At 39.5% G+C, this 19,348-nt stretch carries 17 protein-coding genes and 2 tRNA genes; 15 read left to right on the forward strand and 4 right to left on the reverse strand.

The annotated features are described in order from the left end of the window. Window positions 1–31 precede the first annotated feature (31 nt). The 6 genes from C4F49_RS09540 (at window position 32) to C4F49_RS09565 (ending at window position 5,046) form a co-directional block, all read left to right on the forward strand. On the forward strand, window positions 32–2,455 hold the full coding sequence (locus C4F49_RS09540; protein WP_196935633.1) for a TonB-dependent receptor: 2,424 nt from the start codon (window positions 32–34) through the stop codon (window positions 2,453–2,455). Between the two features lie 80 nt (window positions 2,456–2,535). After that, window positions 2,536–2,844 carry a type II toxin-antitoxin system RelE/ParE family toxin gene (locus C4F49_RS09545; protein ID WP_231388258.1) on the forward strand — a complete coding sequence of 103 codons (309 nt, stop codon included), beginning with the start codon at window positions 2,536–2,538 and terminating at the stop codon, window positions 2,842–2,844. Window positions 2,845–2,855: 11 nt separating this feature from the next. Continuing rightward, on the forward strand, window positions 2,856–3,182 hold the full coding sequence (locus C4F49_RS09550; RefSeq protein ID WP_196935635.1) for a helix-turn-helix domain-containing protein: 327 nt from the start codon (window positions 2,856–2,858) through the stop codon (window positions 3,180–3,182). A 40-nt stretch (window positions 3,183–3,222) separates the two neighbouring features. Next, window positions 3,223–3,681, forward strand: coding sequence for a D-aminoacyl-tRNA deacylase (gene dtd / locus C4F49_RS09555; RefSeq protein WP_196935636.1), 459 nt, complete (start codon window positions 3,223–3,225; stop codon window positions 3,679–3,681). A gap of 2 nt (window positions 3,682–3,683) precedes the next feature. After that, window positions 3,684–4,709 carry an alpha/beta hydrolase gene (locus C4F49_RS09560; protein ID WP_196935637.1) on the forward strand — a complete coding sequence of 342 codons (1,026 nt, stop codon included), beginning with the start codon at window positions 3,684–3,686 and terminating at the stop codon, window positions 4,707–4,709. A 10-nt stretch (window positions 4,710–4,719) separates the two neighbouring features. Next, entirely contained in the window at window positions 4,720–5,046 is a 327-nt protein-coding gene (locus tag C4F49_RS09565; protein ID WP_196935638.1) for a nucleotide pyrophosphohydrolase, read from the forward strand. Here C4F49_RS09565 and C4F49_RS09570 read toward each other — a convergent pair whose 3' ends face one another. Next, window positions 5,047–5,766: an endonuclease/exonuclease/phosphatase family protein gene (locus tag C4F49_RS09570; RefSeq protein WP_196935639.1), complete on the reverse strand. Its 720-nt coding sequence runs from the start codon at window positions 5,764–5,766 to the stop codon at window positions 5,047–5,049. Between the two features lie 59 nt (window positions 5,767–5,825). After that, complete coding sequence (locus C4F49_RS09575; protein WP_196934848.1) at window positions 5,826–6,734, reverse strand: IS982 family transposase; 909 nt, start codon at window positions 6,732–6,734, stop codon at window positions 5,826–5,828. 244 nt (window positions 6,735–6,978) lie between these two features. On the opposite strand from C4F49_RS09575, the gene C4F49_RS09580 reads away from it, so the two are divergent. From C4F49_RS09580 to ggt, 3 genes are all read left to right on the forward strand, one after another. Continuing rightward, entirely contained in the window at window positions 6,979–9,774 is a 2,796-nt protein-coding gene (locus C4F49_RS09580) for a TonB-dependent receptor (protein ID WP_196935640.1), read from the forward strand. A gap of 76 nt (window positions 9,775–9,850) precedes the next feature. Further along, window positions 9,851–10,891, forward strand: coding sequence for a hypothetical protein (locus tag C4F49_RS09585; RefSeq protein WP_196935641.1), 1,041 nt, complete (start codon window positions 9,851–9,853; stop codon window positions 10,889–10,891). A gap of 47 nt (window positions 10,892–10,938) precedes the next feature. Further along, window positions 10,939–12,636, forward strand: a complete 1,698-nt coding sequence (gene ggt / locus C4F49_RS09590; RefSeq protein ID WP_196935642.1) for a gamma-glutamyltransferase — start codon at window positions 10,939–10,941, stop codon at window positions 12,634–12,636. A gap of 304 nt (window positions 12,637–12,940) precedes the next feature. On the opposite strand, the gene C4F49_RS09595 is transcribed toward ggt, so the two are convergent. Next, a complete protein-coding gene (locus C4F49_RS09595; protein WP_196935643.1) occupies window positions 12,941–14,260 on the reverse strand; it encodes a DNA recombination protein RmuC in 1,320 nt (439 codons plus the stop codon). Between the two features lie 27 nt (window positions 14,261–14,287). Continuing rightward, window positions 14,288–15,475, reverse strand: a complete 1,188-nt coding sequence (locus C4F49_RS09600; protein ID WP_196935644.1) for a formimidoylglutamase — start codon at window positions 15,473–15,475, stop codon at window positions 14,288–14,290. Between the two features lie 122 nt (window positions 15,476–15,597). Here C4F49_RS09600 and C4F49_RS09605 point away from each other — a divergent pair, with 122 nt between their 5' ends. From C4F49_RS09605 to C4F49_RS09630, 6 genes are all read left to right on the forward strand, one after another. Then, window positions 15,598–16,575, forward strand: coding sequence for an NAD-dependent epimerase/dehydratase family protein (locus C4F49_RS09605; RefSeq protein ID WP_196935645.1), 978 nt, complete (start codon window positions 15,598–15,600; stop codon window positions 16,573–16,575). A 6-nt stretch (window positions 16,576–16,581) separates the two neighbouring features. Beyond that, window positions 16,582–17,877 carry an HAD-IB family phosphatase gene (locus C4F49_RS09610; protein ID WP_196935646.1) on the forward strand — a complete coding sequence of 432 codons (1,296 nt, stop codon included), beginning with the start codon at window positions 16,582–16,584 and terminating at the stop codon, window positions 17,875–17,877. A 116-nt stretch (window positions 17,878–17,993) separates the two neighbouring features. Next, window positions 17,994–18,404 (forward strand): hypothetical protein, encoded by a 411-nt coding sequence (locus tag C4F49_RS09615; protein ID WP_196935647.1) that lies wholly within the window; start codon window positions 17,994–17,996, stop codon window positions 18,402–18,404. 65 nt (window positions 18,405–18,469) lie between these two features. Continuing rightward, a complete protein-coding gene (locus tag C4F49_RS09620; protein ID WP_196935648.1) occupies window positions 18,470–18,883 on the forward strand; it encodes a hypothetical protein in 414 nt (137 codons plus the stop codon). A 197-nt stretch (window positions 18,884–19,080) separates the two neighbouring features. Continuing rightward, window positions 19,081–19,158: transfer RNA gene (locus C4F49_RS09625), tRNA-Val, on the forward strand. 59 nt (window positions 19,159–19,217) lie between these two features. After that, a tRNA-Val gene (locus tag C4F49_RS09630) sits at window positions 19,218–19,295 on the forward strand. Window positions 19,296–19,348: the final 53 nt, after the last annotated feature.

A 19,348-nucleotide genomic window follows, 5' to 3' on the forward strand; every position in this document is an offset into this window, starting at 1 on the left:
TGTTTAACTTATTATTTTTTTATTTTTTTTAATGATGATTAAAGTATGCATCAGCGGTTTTTTGCTGTTATTTTCGTTAATAGCAACAGCACAAAATCAAATTTCAGTTTCTATCCAAACTGAAAATGGAAAAACATTAGCTGGGGCGAATGCGCAGCTGGGCCAAAACCCGAACAACCGAAAACAAAGTTCTGATCAAGGATTAGTGGTATTTGAGAATGTACCTAATGGAAAATCCCTCTTAAAAGTTTCGCTCGTTGGTTATCAAAAGCTAGAAAAAACGCTTAACATTGATGGAAATCAAAGCCTAACCGTCCAATTGATTCCTGCTACAATCGAAATGGATGAAGTTCTGGTTCAATCCACTCGGGCAAAAAACAATTCGGCAACAACCTTTAAAAACTTAAGCAACGAAGAAATTCGCCGAAATAATCTTGGCCAGGACATACCCTATTTATTAGATCAAACACCTTCTGTCGTCATCGGTTCTGATGCTGGAGCAGGCGTTGGTTATACAAATATGAAAATACGTGGATCAGATAATGCGAGGATCAATGTAACCTTGAATGGCATTACGCTAAATGATGGAGAAAGTATGGGTTCATTTTTTATCAATTTACCTGATTTTCTTTCTTCTACAGAAAATATGCAGATTCAAAGAGGCGTAGGTACTTCCACAAATGGAGCCGGTTCATTTGGAGCATCAATCAACATACAATCGACCACATTGGAAGAAAACCCATACGCTGAGCTAAACAATTCATTCGGCTCGTACAACACGTGGAAAAACACCCTAAAAGTTGGAACAGGTCTTTTGGACAATAAATTTGCGTTCAATGCCCGCCTATCACGAATCGTGAGCGATGGCTACATAGACCGTGCTTCATCCGATTTAAAATCTTTTTATGTTGATGGTGGATACTATTCTGACAAGCACGTTTTAAAGGCAATTGTGTTTTCTGGAAAAGAAAAAACTTATCAGGCTTGGTATGGTACGCCAGAGCCGCGACTGACAAACGATGAAGCGGGAATGCGCGAATATGCTGCAGTAGAAGGCTACACGAATCAGGAAACGGAAAACTTGTTGAATGCGGGAAGAACTTACAATAAATATTTGTACGACAATCAAACCGATAACTATACGCAGACCCACCATCAATTGCACTACAGCAATTTTATCAATGAAAAAATCAACTTCAATGTAGCGCTCCATTATACTCGCGGAGCAGGATATTATGAAGAATTTAGAGAGGATGATAAGCTATCTGAATACGGATTAGCGAATGTGATATTCGGTTCCGATACCGTAAAAACGACTGATTTAGTAAGAAGAAGATGGTTGGACAACCACTTCTACGGAACGACCTATTCCGTAAACTACAATCCTTCAGAGAACCTAAAGTTTACTGTTGGCGGGGCTTACAACGAATACAAAGGCGATCATTATGGCGAGATCATTTGGGCAGAATATGCTTCAACAAGTTTTTTAACTGATAAATATTATTTAAATCATGCTAAGAAAACAGATTTCAATAGTTTTATCAAAGCTGACTACAAATTAAATAACCTGTTGCTTTTTGCTGATCTGCAATTTAGGCACATCAATTATTCAGTTGTCGGTGACGACAATAAAGTTAAAGGCTTAGACTTCGACAGAACTTTTAATTTCTTTAATCCCAAAGTAGGATTTACATATTTGATCGACGAAAAATCAAATGTCTATGCTTCGTATGCTTATGCAAACAAAGAGCCTGTTCGGAATGACTTTGTCGATTTGGAAGGAAACAACCCAAAACCCGAAAAAATGCAGGACATTGAGATCGGCTACCGAATCCGCAATGAAAAAGTAAACATTGGAGCGAACTTGTATGGTATGTTCTACAAAGATCAACTGATTCCGACCGGCGCATTGAACGATGTTGGATCAACATTGCGCATGAATATCCCGAACAGTTACCGAGCTGGATTTGAGTTAGACGCAGCTTATGCGATATCTGCTAAATTTCTTTGGAAAGCCACAGCGGGCATCAGCCAAAATAAAATCAAAGACTTTGTTGAAGATTTTGGCGGTACCCTGATTGAACACGGGGATACCGACATTGCATTATCGCCATCAACCATTCTTTCGAATGAATTTTCGTACAAACCTGTTCCTGTTTTGGAATTTGCTTTGGCATCAAAATACGTTTCTCGCCAATATTTAGACAACACATCGAGCAAAGAAAGAAGCATTGATGCATTCTTTGTTAATAACCTAAGAGCAATCTATTCGTTCAGCGTATTAGGAATTAAAAATGCAGATCTAAATCTTAGCATCAATAACTTATTTAATGAAAAATATGAAACCAGCGGTTACACATGGGGATACATGGATGGAAATGACCGCAAATCATTCAATTTCTATTATCCACAAGCAACAACAAACTTCTTGCTTGGATTGAATATTAGATTTTAATAAAAATAGTTGCCATTTTTGGAAACTCTATTTATCTTTAAAATAAAATTTTTGAGGTGAAATATTTTGAGACCAAATTTTTGGAAGAAGCTGCTAATTTCTTAGCAAAACTTGACAAAAAAGCTGTCAAAAAAATACTTTATCATGTTGACCTTGCTGAGCAAACTAATGACCCTAAACTTTTGAAAAAGCTAAATGGAGAAATCTGGGAATTTAGAGCTCAGCATATGGGAAATCAATATCGGCTTTTTGCATTTTGGGACAAACGAACAAAAACTCATACCCTTGTGGTTGCTACACATGGGATTGTCAAGAAAGATCAAAAAACTCCGAAAAAGGAAATTGCTAAAGCTCAAAAAATCAGAGAACATTATTTTAAGAATAGTTAAATTGCACAATCATGGCAGATAAAATTTTAAAAGCTTATTCGCTTTCTGAAATGAAAGACAAGTATATAGGTAATCTTGGGACAACGGAACGAGATGAGTATGAGTATAAGCTGAGCATGGATATCTTAGGCAGGATGATTAAAGCCACACGATTAGAGAGAAATTTAACGCAAGAAGAACTCGGCAAATTAATTGGCGTACAAAAATCACAAATTTCAAAATTGGAAAGCAGTACCAATAGTGCAACCATAGATACCATTCTGAAAGTTTTTAAGGCCTTAAAGGCCGATATTAATTTCAGTGTTAAGATTGAAGACGAATACATTCAACTTGTCTAAAAGCTTATTAAAATTCTAATTTTCAAAATAATAAATCTAAATGCGCGCAGTTATTCAACGGGTCAGTAAAGCCTCTTGCAAAGTAGATGAAAAATTCACGGGTAAAATCCAGCAGGGTTTACTTGTATTGCTAGGCATCGAAAACGAAGATACGGAAGAGGACATCAATTGGCTGGCGCAGAAAATCGCTAATCTTCGGATTTTCTCCGACGAAAATGGATTGATGAATAAATCAATAGTGGATGTCGATGGAAATATTCTATTGATATCTCAATTCACTTTATTCGCCCAAACCAAAAAAGGGAATCGCCCATCCTTTATTCGCGCAGCGAGACCAGAAAAAGCAATTCCACTGTATGAGGAAATGGCAAAATCACTTTCGCAATTGTTAAATAAAAACATCCAGACGGGCATATTTGGTGCAGATATGCAAATCGAATTGATCAATGATGGACCAGTCACCATTGTGATGAATACAAAGGATAAAGAAAATTTTTAACCATGCGACTCAGTTTCCTGCTCATTTTCTTAGCCCCTATTTTCAGTTTTGCACAATCGGATTCTATTGCTGAGCAATTTTTAATTGACCAAAAGAAATACACGGACTATGAAAAGGCGCACGGAGGCTGGCTTAGCACAAAAAACACCAATCTTCATTACTTAACTTGGGGCAATCCAAATGGCATTCCTTTCCTTTGGCTTCATGGAAGTTTGTCGAATGCTTATGAGATTCTGCCTATCGTAAACGAACTCACCAAAAACAACATCTATGTTATTTCGGTGGATTATTACGGACACGGAAAAACAAAATTTCCCGAGACAGAAGTTTCTGTCGACAATTTAGCAGATGATATTTCACAACTTTTAAATCACCTAGACATTGACAAAGTCACTATCGGCGGATTTTCTCGTGGAGCTTACCTAGCAACCGCTTTTTACAAGAACTATCCAGAGAAAACGTCCGCGTTAATTTTAGAAGATGGTGGCCTGATGGGCTTGCATTATAATTTAAAAACAAAATCAAAAGATTGGCTTTCAAATTATATTAGTGAACAAATCGAAAACAAGCCTGCAGAATTATTTCAGAACTATCAAAGTGAGCAGGAAGCGTATCAAGTGTTAAATGCCTACACAGATAAAAAGTATTCATTTACGAACCTCTCTTTTATCAACAAAAATAAGAACGGCGAATTTGTGATTTATAAAGAGCAAGAGTCTTTGTATTGGATGGATGATAAGAAGCGTTTTGTGGAAATGATTTTAAGTCCGGAAAATTCTTCTTTGTTTCAGCGTACATTGTTGAATCTAGGCCTGAATCAATTGAACAGACCGTTAACTGTGCCGACACTAGTACTCGAAGCGCAGTCTGAAAATGATCCATTGCCCTACGCTGAGGATTATTTAAAATTTTCCAAAAACAATCCCGATCTGGTTTCTCATTTAATTTTCGAAGAAACACAACACCATATTAAATTCCAACATCCTGTACGGTTCGCGGAAAGCGTTATACAATTCATTTTACAATAAAATCAAGACCATGACCATTCAACAAGCCCAAGAAATCGTCGATCAATGGATCAAAACTACTGGCGTTAGGTATTTCAATGAACTCACGAACACGGCTATGCTTATGGAAGAAGTCGGCGAAGTTGCCCGAATCATGGCAAGGCAATATGGAGAGCAGTCGTTTAAAAAATCAGACGAACAAGTTAATTTGGCTGATGAAATGGCAGATGTGCTTTTCGTTTTAATTTGTTTGGCCAACCAGACTGGAATCAATTTGACCGACGCTTTGCAAAAGAATCTTGACAAGAAGACCAAGAGAGACGCAGATCGCCATCAAAACAACGAGAAATTGAAGTAACTATTCAAATTCGATTTCCGCGAGCAAAGGCAAATGATCTGAAGCATATTCTTCGGAAATGACTTCATATTTTATCCAAGAAAATTTGCTATTTTTTGAAAGCATAATGTAATCGATTTCATTTCGCGGATTTACATTTGGACTAGTCGGCTTATTTGTTTTGGTATTTCTGACAAATTGCTCTTCCAAAATCTGAATAGGTTTTGAATCTGGTTTTGCATTCAAATCTCCCAAAAGAATAAATGGCCTACTGTATAAATCCACGGTTTCATTGATGTATTCCACTTGTTCAATCCTATTTTCTTCTTTCAAATCCAAATGTGTATTCGCTACTGAAATGACCTTGCCGTTAGGCAATGCCACATCCACAATTGCTAAGGAACGGTTTTCACTTTTCACTGGCATCGGCAAATCGTAGCGCCTTTTTCCAACGATCTTATGCTTGGATAGAATCAATGTGCCGTAGTAGCCCTTTTCTAAATTAATACCTTTCGAAAAATAGTAATCCATCCCAGTTAATTCAGCCAATAGCTCAGCTTGATTTTGCATTTCAGATCTAGACACCTTGATATCGACTTCTTGAATCCCGACTACATCTGCCTTTGCATCATTAATCACCTTAGCTATAGCTTTCAAATCAATAAACCCTGGTTTACTTGGTGGATTTGCATGGTGGATATTGTATGTCAGTATGCGCACCGTCTGAGCAGATATAACCATAAAGCAAAAAGTAAAAAATATAGTCAGAAATGTTTTCATAGCTTTAACGTGAGTTCGGTTTAAGCAGCAAGGAATAATTGTTTATCTTGTTGCTCAAACTGAATATTTAAAGAAGGCTTTTTAGGGAAAAAAGAGTATGCCGCTAAAGCTCCTAAAATATTCAACAAGAAGTTGTTTACCGAGCGATGTCTTGTGTGCTGCAATTTGCAAATATTCTTAAGTTCATCATTCACGCACTCGATGATCGCTCTTTTTCTGAGCATAATTTTATCAGTTTGGCTTAGGTTCATTCCCTTCATATTTTTTCTTGGCTTTGTTACCATTTGGACCCCATTTCCCCAAAGGATATCTGCCATTGCTTTAGAAATATAGCCTTTGTCTCCATACAGTTTTCCGAAAATATCTTTGGTCATATCCATCATATGTTTTAGATTTCTGTCGTCTACATTGCCCTTAGTAAGGTAAAATGAAAGAATATCCCCTTTGTCATTGATTATCAGATGAAGCTTGAAGCCATAAAACCAACCAATTGAACATTGTCCACGCTCGGCTACATCTTTAAAAACTTTATGCTGATGGATCCTTCTGTTATGGCACACTTTGATGTGCGTTGAATCAATGAAATTGATGCCATTGCTTTTTCCCAAACAGCGCATTTTTACAAATAACATAAACAGCATGGCACATCGGGGCTGCAGTTCTACAAAACGGTTATAAGTTGTTAGGCCGGGAAACAGATCTTTCATATGCGGCAAAGCATAATGTACATAAAAAGACTTCAGATTGGTGAACTGACCGTTATGGAACAGTACCATAAGGCTGATCATTTCGCTTTGACAAAGTCCAGTTTTACGGTTGCGCATACCTAATTTTTTGTCCTCGATTCGCTTTTCTTCCAAAATTGGCTGAATTTCTTTACAGAAATCATCCACCTTAACGAAAATTTCAATAACTTTATCTCTAAGCATGGGCTTGATTTATAATTGTAATAATTTGGTTGTCAACTAATTATATACAAAAATCAAGCCTTTTTTGTCTAAAATCCCAACTATTTTAAACTTTTTCTTATCCCGAACTCACGTTAGCTTTAATAATTTTCTTAAAAATAATAGTTTTTTACAGTAAGTTTATAAATCATCGAAATAATTTAAACTACCTAATCAATAGATTTTATATATTTGCAGAAATTATTGTTAACTAAAATCAAATTACATGAGAGAAATATACAAAAACGTCTTATTAAAATTAAGTCTCTTAGGTTTGGCGGTAGCATTTACCCTATCCGTCCAAGCCCAAAACCAAAGCATTTCTGGTTACGTGACTGCAAATGGCGAAGCCATTGCTGGAGCAACTGTCCGATCAAATGATGGAAGTTCTTCGCAAACCAATACCGAGGGATATTATTCCATTTCGGCAACTGCAAACACAAAAAGCATCACGGTTTCTTATGTTGGCTATTCATCGCTGACAAAATTGATTGCGGAAGCAAGCGGAACTGTATTGAATTTTGATCTTCAATCTGCTTCTTTGGACGAAGTAGTGGTAATTGGTAGCCGTTCGGAGCCCAGATCCAATTTGGAAACCACTGCTCCTGTCGACATAATTGACATCAAAGCATTGACAAAAGATGTAGCTCAGGTTTCATTGAACCAGCTTTTAAATTATGTTGCTCCTTCATTCAATTCCAATACACAGGTTATTTCTGACGGAACAGATCACATTGATCCGGCTTCATTGCGCGGATTAGGCCCGGATCAAGTTTTAGTATTGATCAATGGAAAACGCCGTCATACAACGTCCGTCGTTAACATCAATGGAACATTTGGAAAAGGTTCAGTAGGAACGGATTTAAATGCCATTCCAACAGCAGCAATTAAAAAAATTGAAATTCTACGTGATGGCGCTGCCGCTCAATATGGATCTGATGCGATCGCAGGAGTAATCAACATTATTTTAGAAGATAATGTCCAAGAATTGCGCGCATCGGCAACGTATGGCGGATTCGCCTCCAAAAATGCCGAAGATAATTTTGATGGACAAAGTGTTCAAGCCAATGTGAACTTCGGTTTGCCAATCGGAACAAATGGCGGATACATTAATTTCTCTGGATCATATGATTATCGCCAGCCGACAAACAGACAAAAAGAGTTTACAGGAACGATTTTTTCTGATTACAATAACCCGACGCTGTATCCAAATCCAACAGGTGCAAATATTACTGACGAAGAATTAGATCGCCGCGGTTTGACGAGAGGAGATTTTGTTTCAAGAATCGGACAAGCTGAAACACGTGGTGGCGCTTTGTTCTTCAACTCATCTGTGCCTCTTTCTGAAAATGCAGAATTTTATGCCTTCGGGGGATTAAATTATCGCAACGGACAATCCGCAGCATTTAGAAGACAACCGGCTCAAATCACTCAAAACATTAGCGAAATTTATCCATTGGGATTTTTACCATTAATCGTTACGGACAATTACGACCAATCTTTTGCGGCAGGGATCAAAGGTAAAATCGGAGAATGGAATACGGATTTCTCAAACTCTTATGGGAGAAATTCCATCGACTTCAAAACAGAAAACTCATTAAACGCATCGATGTTAACTTCTTCGCCAACAACATTCGATGATGGTGGCTATCGTTTTGTACAAAACACGACCAACTTTGACATCAACAGATTTTTCGATCAAAGTTTAGCAGGCATCAACGTTGCTTTCGGATTGGAACATCGTTATGAAAATTATAAAATCGTAGCAGGTGAAGAAGCTTCTTATGCGGATTATGGAAAAGCAATCCAAGTAGGCGTTGATGGAAATGGCGACCCTATATTAATTCCAAACCTACAAGGAAACTTACAGACATTGTTTGCTGCAAATGGTTCTCCCTATGCTTCGGGTGCACAAGCTTTTGGAGGATTTAGACCAGATAACGAAGTGAATGAATCTCGTTCATCCGTTGCCGCTTACACAGACATCGAAGTTAACTTTACCCCGCGCTGGTTATTGACAGGAGCGTTGCGTTTCGAAAACTATTCAGATTTCGGTTCTACTTTAAACTGGAAAGTTAGCTCACGTTACAAAATTGATGATGTATTCACAGTTCGTGCAGCAGCAAGTACAGGGTTCCGTGCTCCTTCATTGCACCAACGCTACTTCAATGCAACATCTAGTTTATTTATTGATGGTGAAATCATCAATTCAGGAACATTTACAAACGATAGCCGCCCTGCACAATTGCTTGGCATTCCTTCGTTAAAACAAGAAACTTCCAATTCATACAGCGCAGGTCTGACTGCGAATTTCGGCAAATTCAAAGCAACTGTTGATGGTTACTACATCCGTATCGACGACCGTGTCGTTTACACAGGTAACTTTACAGGATCGAATGCAGCAGGTGCTTCGGACCAAGACCGTGAAATCTATGAATTATTGCGCCAAGCAAATGCTTCATCAGCTCGTTTCTTTGCCAATGCAATCGACACGGAAACGAAAGGCGTTGATATAGTCTTGACTTACAATGAAACTTTAGGAAAAGGAACTTTACGCACAGATTTATCAGGAACTTTTGTGAAAACAAATATTTTGGGTAATATCAAAGCATCACCTACTTTGGCGGGTAAAGAATCCATCTATTTCGACCAAGCAAGCAGAATTTATTTAGAATCTGCTGTTCCTCGTCAAAAAATCAACTTATCGTTTAATTACACATTGGATAAATTCAATGTGTTCTTAAGAAATGTATATTTCGGAGAAGTTGAAGGCGCAACAAATGTTGATGCGGACAGGCAGACCTTCGGAGCAAAAGTAATTACTGATTTAAGTGTTGGTTATCAATTGACCAAAAACTTGCGCTGGACAATAGGTGCAAACAACCTATTTGATGTTTATCCGGACAAAGTTCGTGACGGAAGCAGTCTTCAAGGAGCTGGTTATTTCCTATACTCAAGAACAGGTCAGCAATTTGGTTTCAACGGAAGATATGCCTTCACCAGATTGGCTTTAACACTTTAAAATAGTTTAAGGGAGGAATTTATTTCTCCCTTATTTTTCATAATTTTAAGTATCTTTTTTTAATTTATTCGAAATTATGAAGCTCCTAAAATTACTTGTTGTTTTAGTCTTACCTGTCTTTTTTTCTTTATTTGCGCAAGCGCAAGAAAAATCGGTTGACTATAACCTTCTCTCTCCAGAAGGAAAGATTTCCAACAGCCTGTACAATGAACTTCGTGTCTATGATTCTAGGGAACGGAAATCTGATTTGGGTATTGTTCAGAAAGGAATGTTCAATGCAAAAAGGCTGGTAGTCCCACTAACGCCGATAACTAAACAAATTGAAACTCTTTTCGGCAATGCGATTGATTCCACGGCTCAAGATGGAAAATTAATCTTGCAGTTGATTAAATTTGATTTAGCCGAAGTAACTGGTTCGCTATCCGAAAAAGGATATTTTGATATTCGGGCGATCTTGTACGAAAATAATGACGGACAGTTTTCCACCATTGCTCAAATCAATGATAAGATTGTGGTCAGCGGTATGGATGTCACTCGCGCCTTGACCAAAAAGTCTAGCCAAGTGATTACTGATTTTATTATCCAAAATTGCAAATTAGAACCAAAGTTAAAAGAGGAGCTGACGGCAGATGCCCTAATCAATCTGAATGAGATTCTAAAAAGCAAGTTGCCGCTTTATACCAGTAAAAATTTAGTAAGCGGCGTCTTTATGGATTGGGAAAGTTTTAAAAATCAAGTTCCGTCCAAAGAAATTTTTGCCGAACGGGACAAAAAGGGAAATATTAAAGCGTTCATATACCTGGATGAGAACAATAAAAAGAAAACCATCAGCTGGAAAAACGCCTACGCATACACTTATGAAAATGAATCCTATTTAGTCACAAAACTTGGAACCTATCAATTGTTTTTTGTCGACAATGATTATATTTTTGACGGGTACCTGCTAGAAACAGTAAGTGCGGGCAGTATAATCGGACCTTCAATTGCCATGGGCGTAGGTTTTGGAGCAATTGGTGTAGGAGTAATGGTTCCCGCCGGAGCGCCGTCAAAAGAGCTTTATCGACTAAAACTTGACCCTTTTGACGGAAGCTTTATTAAAGTAAGTAAATATGAGTAATTTTGGTTCTGAATTGAATCAATCTTTACATGAACAATCGCATATATATGATAAAATCAACAAGAACTTTTCTTTCCATATTCTTAATCATCAACCTATTTATAGGTTGCAAAACATCAAATGTTCCAAATACAACAGGAACATTTTCGCAAGCTGCAGTAGTGACAGCACATCCAATTGCTTCTCAAGTTGGCGTTGATATCTTAGAAAAAGGTGGCAATGCGATCGATGCAGCCATTGCTGTACAATTTGCATTAGCTGTTGTTTATCCAAATGCAGGAAATATCGGCGGCGGTGGGTTTATGGTTTACCGCGATAAGAGCGGCGAAGTCAACGCATTGGATTTTAGAGAAAAAGCGCCAGCAAACGCTACGCGCGATATGTATTTAGATAAAGAAGGAAATGCGATTACGGATCTGAGTCTGTATGGCCAGCTTGCTGCCGGGGTACCGGGAACTGTAGCGGGAATGGAAGAAGCACATAAAAAGTACGGCTCGCTTACTTGGAAAGAGTTGATTGCGCCAGCAATCGAATTAGCAACCAAAGGATTTGCGATAACAGAAATGCAAGCCGGAGAATTCAACAAACACAAAGAGCAATTTCAACAACTAAATCCTTTAGGAAGTGCGATCATTAAAGATGGCGAATGGAAAAAAGATGATTTATTTGTTCAGAAAGAACTTGGCAACACCTTGCAACGCATCGCTGACCAAGGTCGTGATGGATTCTACAAAGGCGAAACAGCCGATTTAATCGTCAAAGAAATGCAGCGTGGCAATGGAATTATTTCAAAAAGCGATTTAGAAAATTACGATGCCGTATGGCGAAATCCCTTAGTGGGAAGCTATAAAAATCACAAGATTATTTCGATGCCACCTCCATCCAGCGGTGGTACATCCTTGATTGCTTTATTGCAATCTGTAGCACATTATCCATTGAAAGAATGGGGCTTTCAGTCCGACTCCACGGTACGTGTGATGGTGGAAGCTGAACGAAGGATTTATGCAGACCGCGCAACACATTTGGGAGACCCTGATTTCTGGAAAGTTCCGGCGAATGAATTAATCGATTCGGCATTTAACCAACAGCGCATGTTGGGCGTCAACCTATCGAAAGCTACGCCAAGTGCGGATGTCAAAGCAACGAACTTCCCAGGATATGAATCCGAACAAACCACTCATTTTAGCATCGTTGACAAAGACGGAAATGCAGTTTCATTAACAACAACATTAAACGGTTCATACGGCGCGTGTGTGTTCGTTGCCGGAGCAGGATTTTTACTCAACAACGAGATGGATGATTTTTCGGTTAAGCCAGGCGTTCCAAATCTTTACGGTTTAGTGGGTGGAAAAGCCAATGCGATTGAACCTAACAAACGCATGCTAAGTTCGATGACGCCAACAATCGTAGAAAAAGATGGCAAATTATTTATGGTTGTCGGTACTCCGGGAGGTTCAACAATCATGACTTCGGTTTTCCAAACCATTTTAAATGTGATTGATTTTGGAATGAATGCACAGGAATCCGTTACCGCGCCTCGCTTTCATCATCAATGGCTTCCTGACCAGATTGATGTAGAGGATAGAGCCATTTCCGAAGAGGTTCGAAAAAATCTGGAGAAAGATGGCTATAAAATCCATGTCCGTGGCAACATCGGGCGAGTTGAAAATATTCTGATTCTTCCTGACGGAAAAAGACAAACTGGAGCTGACCCTCGTGGTGATGATATTGCGAAGGGATACTAAAAAATTCAAAAGTAAAAATTCAAAAGTAAAAAAGCGTGGCGTACTAAAATGTGCTTGATTCAAAAACTTTTATTTATTTTCAAAGCCTCATTCATAACCTATGTCACCTTCGTCACTAAAAAGTAGAAAATAAAAAATGCTGAAAGACTTTCAGTATTGAAAGAACGCAGAAGACGCAGGGTGTAGAGCTCTGCGTTTTTTGCGATTACGCTTTGTCAAACCACTTTAAATAATTGAAGAGAGGAAAGACAAAAGAGGCAAATGCTTTTCGTTCAAAATCATTTAGCTTCAAAAAACAGCGGTGCTAATCTTCCAAAAACTTCCCGTCAATTTGTTTATTGGTTCGAGCGCCTAAGGTTTTGAGATTTTCCATTTTCTTAACCATATTCCCTGGGCCTGAAGCTAGTTTTTTGAAGGCGTCGTCATATTTAGCCGAGGCTTTGCCTAAGCTCGATTCAATCTGTTGCATATCTTGAATAAAGCCAACAAACTTATCGTAAAGCAATCCAGCTTCTCTCGCAATCTCTAAGACGTTTCTATTTTGCTTCTCCTGTTTCCAAATACTTGCAATGGTTCGAAGCGTCGCTAACAACGTGGACGGACTGACAATGACGACTTTTCTATCCCAGGCTTCAGAAAACAATTCCGGTTTCTCCCGAACAGCTAAACTCAAAGCGGATTCTATCGGCATAAAGAGCAACACAAAATCAGGAGAGTTAATGTGATAAATCTGCTGGTAATTTTTGCTCGACAAATCACGGATATGTGATTCCAGAGAAGTGACATGTTGCTTCGCAAACAGCTTCAATTCTTGCTCCGATTCAGCATTCACCCAACGTTCATAGGCAACCAAAGAAATTTTGCTGTCTATAACCAATTGTTTGTTATCTGGTAAATCAATAATCGCATCCGGGATTTTCTTGGCTCCTTCTTCTTGAAAAGAATGTTGCAAACGGTATTCTTGGTCTTTGTTTAATCCTGAGCGCTCTAAAACCCGCTCCAAAATTACTTCGCCCCAATTGCCTTGCTTCTTCGCATCGCCTTTCAATGCTCTCGTCAGGTTACTTGCTTCATTCGTAATTTGCTGGCTCTGTTGCATCAATTGTTCGACAACACCTTTCAAGACATTCCGCTCCGCGGCTTCACGCTGATAGGTTTTGTCGACCTTTTCTTCGAAAAGCTTTATTTTTTCTTTTAGCGGGTCCAAAATCAATCCTAAATTCTTCTGATTGCTTTCAGAGAATTTTTGGGTTTTTTCTTCGAGAATGGCATTTGCAATTTGCTGGAATTCTAAATTGAATTGCTGTTTGATGGATGCAATCTCGGCTTTCTGCTCTTCTAGCTTATCGTATTGGGCCTGCAGGTTGGCATTGGAATTTTCCAGGCTACGGTCGAGTCGCATGCGTACCTCCCGTTCGTTTTCGAGTGAAATCTGGGACAAGCGATAATGCTCTTCGAAAGAAGATTCCCGCTGTTGGGATTTGGCCAGTTCGATTTTGATGCGTTCATTCTCCGCTCTCAATTGTTCATAGCGTTCGCCCGAAACGGCCTTATTCTGCTTCCACAACAAAAACGCAAGCGCTACAAAAAGAATAAGTATGCAACACAAATAAATCACTTCCATAGCCCAGTAGGTTGAATTGAGAAAATATTATTGAAGACGCTGATGGGTTTTCCACCACAAGTCGGGCATTTCACCCTGAACAGCCAACTGATAATCCTCGTAACGGCAAGGCATCAGGTAGTAGCGCTCATTCACGGATTTCGAACCAAAATATGGCACTTGCATCCACCATCGGTCTGACTTCTTGCTCTTGATAAAAATCAGTTCATGGTCATCGGCATTCAATGGCGTATAATAAAATAGATAATCTGACTTAGGGATTAACGGTGCATCATTCTTGCGTTGGTAATAGCCATCAATAAAACACCAAATCATCTGAGCAACCAGCATGCCCGAAAACTCCATCGGGTCGAACGTAGGATTGTATTCGTAAAAACCAACGGACGTACATTTATCTGAAATTCCCGCGTAACGAGCAAGTTGACAAGCTTCGTCGCCATACAAGCCATTCGGAGTTGCATTGGCATTTCCTGTGGCTTCCGAAGCGCGGATTGCGCTGATGTCAAAACTCACCATATCCGCTGCGCGGATTAAGGGTTCTGCATGGTCTAACTTTCCGGATATCATTCCTAACCGCATCGTGCTAAAAAACAGTTTATCGTACATATTCAGCGCATCTTTGTTCACCAAATACGTTTGATAAGCGATGTTGCTCAGGTTAAAGAGATAATCGGGCTGATGCAGAATAATGTGATTTAGATAAGTAGCCGAATTTATCGGTGTTTCTTCCGCATTCTCTTGGTCCAAATCCAATTTATTATCGATGATAGCAACTTCTACACGCTGTTCCAGACCTTCGTAAGCTTGGTATTGCGCATAAGTTAAATCTTGTCCACCCCCTATAATTATCGGAAGAATATCTTTTTTGATTAACTCCTCAACCACCAGTTTCAAAGCGGTGTATGTGTCATTAATTGTATTTCCTTGCTGGATATTTCCCAAATCCGCTATTCGGACACGGTAATCTCCGGGATATAAATGGTACAAATGTTTACGGACTTTTTCGGGCGATTTTTTCGCTCCTGCATTGTTGACCGAACCCCTATCTTCCTCTACCCCAATAATGGCCAGTTGAGGTTTTGTTTCTTCATTTTCTAAATCTGGAAAAGCATCCTCATAGGCTTGAATAAGACTTCCTAATTGCGCAACATTAAATTGTTCATTATTGGCATAATGGCTTTTTTGAATCGGACTTAAGAAATCTGCTAATGACATAGACTGTTGTTTTTTAATGGCGAATGCTAAAATTAAATAAAACTATCTGCATTCTTTATCGCAAATATGCATTTATTAAGTTACTTTTGAATACTATAAATTTTCCACAATTCGTTAGAAAAATGATTTTAGTTACTGGAGGAACAGGTTTTTTAGGGGCAACGGTTATACATTTGCTTATTCAGGAGGGGAAGGATGTATTGGCTACTAAACGAGCGAGTTCCACGATTCCGGATATCTTAAAATCCTCTTCCCTTATTCAATGGATTGATGCCGATATCAGCGATTATTTCGCTCTTTCTGAAATTTTCGATGGCGTTACGCAGGTGTATCATTGCGCAGCAAAGATTTCCTACCAAAAGGCGGATGCCAAATCCATGTTGCACACGAATATTGAAGGCACCAAACATTTGGTCAACCTCTGTATGGAGCATGGCGCGCGTTTGTTGCATGTGAGCTCGATTGCGGCGCTGGGAACCAACAAGCAAGGCCTGCCGGTTTCGGAAGATGACAAATGGGAACGCGACCCGCAGATTGCCGTCTATTCGCTGTCGAAATATGAAAGCGAAATGGAGGTGTGGCGCGGAATCGTCGAAGGTTTGGATGCCGTCATCGTAAATCCATCTGTGATTATGGGGCCTGGCTCGGGAACGAAAGGTTCGGGAGTTATCTTCAATATGGTCAACAAGGGATTGAAAATCTATCCTCCCGGAACGGTTGGGATTGTGGATGTGGTTGATGTTGCCAAGGTCATGATTGAACTCATGGGAAAAACCGAAATTACAGGCGAACGCTATATCCTGAACAGCGAGAATTTAACGAACAAAGATTTGCTGACGCGAATCAGCATTTTGCTGGATAAGCCAGCACCTACAATCGAAGCAAAGCCCTTTATGCTTGGGATAGCATGGCGCGTAGCAAAGGTAATTTCTTTGTTTACTGGAGGCAGGCCAGCTTTGACCGCTGAATCGGCTCGCGCATCGGCGAGTAAATTGGCGTATACAAACGATAAAATCATTCAAGCAACTGGTTTTGAATTCAAATCAGCTGATGCTATATTAAAAGAAATCCAAGAAACATATTACCCAAAAACAAGTTAACCCAACGTGAAAAATTATTACATTATTGATTTTGACAGCACATTTACGCAAGTTGAAGCTTTAGATGAGCTAGCCAGAATTTCCTTAACGAATAATCCCGATAGAGAAAAAATTTACGAAGAGATAGAACGGCTGACCAACCTGGCGATGGATGGGAAGATTTCGTTCAGAGAAAGCCTTGCCGGACGTATTTTGCTATTGCAGGCGAACAAGACGCATTTGGATTTGCTGGTTTCGCACCTCAAGAAAAAAGTGTCGCCATCCTTTAACCGAAACCGAAGCTTTTTCAAAGAACATTCGGAAAACACCTTAATCGTTTCGGGTGGGTTCAAAGAATTTATCACGCCTGTTGTCGCGCCTTACCATATCAAAAAAGACCAGATTTATGCGAACACCTTTCTTTTTGATGAGGATGATTTAATCATTGGCTACGACATGGACAATCCGCTGTCGGAAGAAGGCGGAAAAGTGAAATTGCTAAAGCAATTGAAACTAGAAGGTAAGATTTATGGAATCGGTGATGGATATTCTGATTTTCAGCTGAAAGAATCCGGACTGATTGAAACGTTCTATGCGTTTACAGAAAATATTTCGAGGACCAGCGTAACGGAAAAAGCGGACCATATTACACCGAGCTTTGATGAGTTTTTGTACGTGAATGATTTGCCGAGGGCAATTTCTTATCCAAAGAATCGGATTTTATGCCTGATTGTTGGCGAAGTTCCTGAGATTGCGTCGCATATCCTGAAGCGGGATGGTTTTTCCATCCGCATTAAAGATACGTTTGAGGAGAAATACACGAAAGACGTGGGCTTGTTGCTTTTGGGCAACCATGTACGCGTCCCGAACGAACAGCTTGAGCGCGCTGACAAGTTGAAAACCATTGGTTACCTAGGCGATTGCAGAGGATACATTTCGAAAGAAATCTGCAATGAAAAAGGAATTGTGGTTTTCGATGATAAAAAAGGGAAAAGCAGAAATGCGGAATTTATTCCTCGCCGGATGGCATCGTTTATCAACAATGGCGATACGGACATGAGCCGGAATTTTCCAAACTTGATTCTTCCGAAGCTGACAAAGGCGCATCGCCTGTTGCATATCCACAAGAATGTTCCGGGTGTCCTGGCGCAAATCAATACGATTTATGCAGAGAATGAAATCAATATTTTATCGCAGTTTTTGATGACGCGCGGTGAGATAGGCTATGTAGTAACTGACATTCAGGATGCGTATGATAAAAAAGTATTGCGTCAATTAAAACAGGTAGACAATACCATCAAGTTTAGAATATTATATAAGTAAGACGCCTATTTTACTTTTGGTTAGGCGTTTTCAGCAAAGAAAACGCCTTTCTTTTGCCCGACTATCCAAACCAATTCGCTGTCAGCCTGTTCAAGTAAGTAAAAGAACCACCCAACATGCTACAAACATTAAAATATACGCCTAAAATCTCGACGACAATCCTCTTTTTTGTCTTGCTGATTGCTGTTTTTCTTTTATTCCTCGGACGGAATAATCCGGGCTTGCGGGTCGATTATCTGATGCAGGCTTTTCCAGATTTCTACCAGCATATTTCAAATTTTTGCATCAGCTACCTGCTTTTCTCCGGCATCGGCTATTTCTGGCTTTTTATGGGCGTTCCATTGAAGGCAATTGTCGCTTTCGGTCTGGTGTTGCTCTTCGCAAATTTTATCTACGAGCTATGGATACCGCTGATTAACACGCCCGACATCATCGATGCCTATTATGACGCTTGGGGAACGTTGCTCGGTTTTGCATTCCTGCTATGGACAAAATGCTATGGATTAAATCCGGTTAAGAAAGATTGAGCAACCACCATATCAAGAGCAAATGAGTATCTTTGAACGTAAACAATCTTTTAGCTATTTCGAAAATGACTCATTCCGCCTTGTTCCTTTTAAGCCTTAGTTTTATTTTTTTTCTAGCCTGCACTCCTAGCCAAAAATCGCCGGAGCAGTACCGCGCGATTTACAAACGAGACACCGCTTACATCGATTTGCACACATCGGGCAATGAATTTTATGGCAAATACAAAATCGTCCGTCCCGGAAATGCCGTCGACGCAGGCGATATCCGCGGAAAAATAAATAACGATACTTTATCAGGAGATTTCTACTACCATGCTTTTGGCTGGCAGGAGAAACAGCGCAAACCCTTTGCAGTCTTGAGGAAGAATGAGCAACTCATCTTGGGCACCGGAATCAGCAACATCTATTTAGGAATGCCTTACTACAAGCCGGGCACGCATTCGTTCGACAGCCTGACCTTTGTTTTTTTGCGCATCTAAGTTTGTTTGATGCTTCGCAATGCCTGATTATTCGCCCAATTAGCTAGCTTTATTCGGCAATACATTCGTATTTGGAGGCTCCCAATAAAATGAAAGTCAAGGAAATTCAACCAGTTGCGGAATAAGCGCGGAAAATATTGACAAAATGTTTTGAAACTGGAAATTAACTTTTATATTTGCACACGCATTAGCGGAATGGAGAATTAGCTCAGCTGGTTCAGAGCATCTGCCTTACAAGCAGAGGGTCACTGGTTCGAACCCAGTATTCTCCACCAACAAACAACGCAGAACGTCGCGTCGTTTTCCAAACTTGAAAAGTTTATAAAAAGAAAAAGGAGAATTAGCTCAGCTGGTTCAGAGCATCTGCCTTACAAGCAGAGGGTCACTGGTTCGAACCCAGTATTCTCCACCAAAGCATCCCCAAAAAGGATGCTTTTTTTGTTTCTGCTCCCTATCAGCCCTACT

The organism is Sphingobacterium hungaricum (assembly GCF_015210005.1).
Classification (GTDB): domain Bacteria; phylum Bacteroidota; class Bacteroidia; order Sphingobacteriales; family Sphingobacteriaceae; genus Sphingobacterium; species Sphingobacterium hungaricum.

Excerpts from the sequence above, each read along its gene's own strand:
- C4F49_RS09580 (WP_196935640.1), top strand. The coding sequence starts at position 6,979 with ATGAGAGAAATATACAAAAACGTCTTATTAAAATTAAGTCTCTTAGGT.
- C4F49_RS09615 (WP_196935647.1), top strand. The coding sequence starts at position 17,994 with ATGCTACAAACATTAAAATATACGCCTAAAATCTCGACGACAATCCTC.
- C4F49_RS09605 (WP_196935645.1), top strand. The coding sequence starts at position 15,598 with ATGATTTTAGTTACTGGAGGAACAGGTTTTTTAGGGGCAACGGTTATA.
- C4F49_RS09565 (WP_196935638.1), top strand. The coding sequence starts at position 4,720 with ATGACCATTCAACAAGCCCAAGAAATCGTCGATCAATGGATCAAAACT.
- C4F49_RS09600 (WP_196935644.1), bottom strand. The coding sequence starts at position 15,475 with ATGTCATTAGCAGATTTCTTAAGTCCGATTCAAAAAAGCCATTATGCC.
- dtd (WP_196935636.1), top strand. The coding sequence starts at position 3,223 with ATGCGCGCAGTTATTCAACGGGTCAGTAAAGCCTCTTGCAAAGTAGAT.
- C4F49_RS09585 (WP_196935641.1), top strand. The coding sequence starts at position 9,851 with ATGAAGCTCCTAAAATTACTTGTTGTTTTAGTCTTACCTGTCTTTTTT.
- C4F49_RS09595 (WP_196935643.1), bottom strand. The coding sequence starts at position 14,260 with ATGGAAGTGATTTATTTGTGTTGCATACTTATTCTTTTTGTAGCGCTT.
- C4F49_RS09560 (WP_196935637.1), top strand. The coding sequence starts at position 3,684 with ATGCGACTCAGTTTCCTGCTCATTTTCTTAGCCCCTATTTTCAGTTTT.
- ggt (WP_196935642.1), top strand. The coding sequence starts at position 10,939 with ATGATAAAATCAACAAGAACTTTTCTTTCCATATTCTTAATCATCAAC.
- C4F49_RS09540 (WP_196935633.1), top strand. The coding sequence starts at position 32 with ATGATGATTAAAGTATGCATCAGCGGTTTTTTGCTGTTATTTTCGTTA.
- C4F49_RS09575 (WP_196934848.1), bottom strand. The coding sequence starts at position 6,734 with ATGCTTAGAGATAAAGTTATTGAAATTTTCGTTAAGGTGGATGATTTC.
- C4F49_RS09570 (WP_196935639.1), bottom strand. The coding sequence starts at position 5,766 with ATGGTTATATCTGCTCAGACGGTGCGCATACTGACATACAATATCCAC.
- C4F49_RS09550 (WP_196935635.1), top strand. The coding sequence starts at position 2,856 with ATGGCAGATAAAATTTTAAAAGCTTATTCGCTTTCTGAAATGAAAGAC.
- C4F49_RS09620 (WP_196935648.1), top strand. The coding sequence starts at position 18,470 with ATGACTCATTCCGCCTTGTTCCTTTTAAGCCTTAGTTTTATTTTTTTT.